The following is a 2,014-nucleotide window of genomic DNA, read 5'->3' as shown; positions in this document are numbered from 1 at the left end:
CCGCCCGCCCCGCCCGCGTTCACGGCGGGCGAGCCGGACCTCGCCGCGTGGTCGGCGCTGTCGGTCGTGCGCGACGAGGCGTCCGCGGTGCTGCTGGCCGTGCGCGACGACGGCGCCCGCGTGCTGCTCGTGCGTGACGCGCAGCGGCCGCACCTGCTCGCCGCCGCGGTCGCACGGTTGCTGCGCGTCCACGGTGACCGTGTCCCGCGCGTCGAGGCCCTCACCGGCGACGCCCCGACCGAGTACCACGAGGCCGCGTGCACCGCGGCGGCGTCGTTGTGGAGCCGCGAGCCGGTCCCCACCGGCTGACGCGGGACCGCGAAGGAGGCCCCATGTCCGACCCCACGTACCGCTTGCTGCGGGAACTGGCCGGCCGGGTGGACGACGACCTGCTCGCCACCGGACGCGAGCTCGTCGCCGTCGGCGAGGAGGGGCACGCGCTGGAGCTGCTGGTCGCCGAGCTCGTCGCGGGACGGGTGGTGCTGCCGCACGCGGTGCGCTCCGAGCTGGTCGCCGAGGCCGCAGCCCGCCGGGTTCAGCCCGACGCCGACGCCTGCCTGCCGCCCGCCGCGGACGTCGCCACCGGTCCGCACCGGTTCGACGGCGACGGCCCGCCCGGTGCCGCGGAGGCGGTCGCGGCCGCGCTCGCCGGAGTCCCGGTCCCGGAGTCGGGCTGGACGCTGGCCTGGCGCACGACGCCCGCCGGTACCGCCCCCGGTCCGCTGCCGCAGCCGGTGCTGCTGGCCCGCACCGGGTCGCACGGCGCACCCGAGGTCCTGACCTACCAGGCCCAGTCGGCGCTGGCCCGGGCCGGACTGGTCGTGTCGGTCGAGGTCGGCGACGACGGCCCGGACCCCGGCTATCACCGCGCCGCCCGGGAGGTCGCGCGTCCGCTCCCCGCCACTCCGGTCTCCGACGCCGCCGCTCCGTCCCGCGACGACGCCGCCGCTCCGTCCCGGGAGGACGGGTCGGCATCCCTCCCCGGCGACGCACCACGGCCCGCCCCCGACACGTCCCGGTCCCCCCTGGTGGAACCCGGGGGCGGGGGCGGGGTTGCGGACGACGACACGTCCGGCCAGCCGGCCGACCGGGTTCCCGACGACCGGCCCTCCGACCGGGTCGGGCTCCTGTCCTCGGCGACGCCCCCGGCCCCGCGGCCCGACGGGGACGGGATCACGGCGGTCCCCGGACCCGACGCCGTCGAAGACGCACCGGCCGGGCACCGCACCGACAGCTCCCCCGGCGACGTCACCGTCGACTCCTCCGTCGACACGGACGTCCCCGCCTCGGACCCACCGCCCGCACCGGTGCGCATCGACCGCCCCGCGCCACTCGCCGGGAGCCCCGTCACGGAGACCCCGGACCCGGAGGACCGGCCCGGCCGGGTCGACCCGGAGCCGACGACGGAGGGGGTCGCCGCGACAGCCCCGTCCCCGGGAGCGGCCGCACCCGACATCGGACCGGACCGGGCCCCGGGCGCAGCCACGTCCGGAGCCGGGCCGGACCCGGCCGCGGAGGCCGCCTCCACCGGAACCGGCCACGTCCCGGGCGAGGACGCCACCGGGTCCGGCTCCCCGGCGAGCGCATCCGGCGCGACCGGATCGTCCCCGGAGATCGGCATCTCCGACGAGGCCGCTCCCGGCCCGGGGGCCGGCACTGCCGATCCGGCCACTCCCACCCCGGAGACCGGAACCCCCGACCGGGCCGCTCCCGGTCCGGGCACCGACACGTCCGACAGGGCCGCTCCGGTCCCGGGAACCGGCACGCAGGACGGCGCCGGTCCCGGCCCGGGCGGGCCACGCGGCTCCGCGGCCCGACACGTCGCGGCACCCGTCGAGGGGCATGACACGGCGCATCCGGCGCCGCGGCCGTCGCCGCCGATCCGGGCGCTGCGGGAGGCCTCCGCGGGCGACTGGTTCGACTCTCCCCCGGAGGGCGACAGCCCAGACCCGACCCCGCCGAGCGGGGTCGGCGAGGTCCCCCGGCACCGGTTCGTCGCCGGCCCCGGAACCGC

General features: G+C 79.8%; 1 protein-coding gene and 1 pseudogene. Both read left to right on the top strand.

The genetic code is table 11. The features are described 5' to 3' along the window. Positions 1-309: hypothetical protein (locus tag NH602_RS30505; protein WP_253069643.1), on the top strand; the 309-nt coding region annotated here is incomplete at its 5' end. Positions 310-332: 23 nt separating this feature from the next. Continuing rightward, a pseudogene (locus NH602_RS30500) lies at positions 333-2,014 on the top strand (hypothetical protein); the annotation flags it as partial.

The organism is Pseudonocardia sp. McavD-2-B, from assembly GCF_024124365.1.
Lineage (GTDB): Bacteria > Actinomycetota > Actinomycetes > Mycobacteriales > Pseudonocardiaceae > Pseudonocardia > Pseudonocardia alni.
The sequence above is the reverse complement of the archived record's forward strand: the minus strand, read 5'-3'. Positions and strand labels throughout refer to the sequence as shown.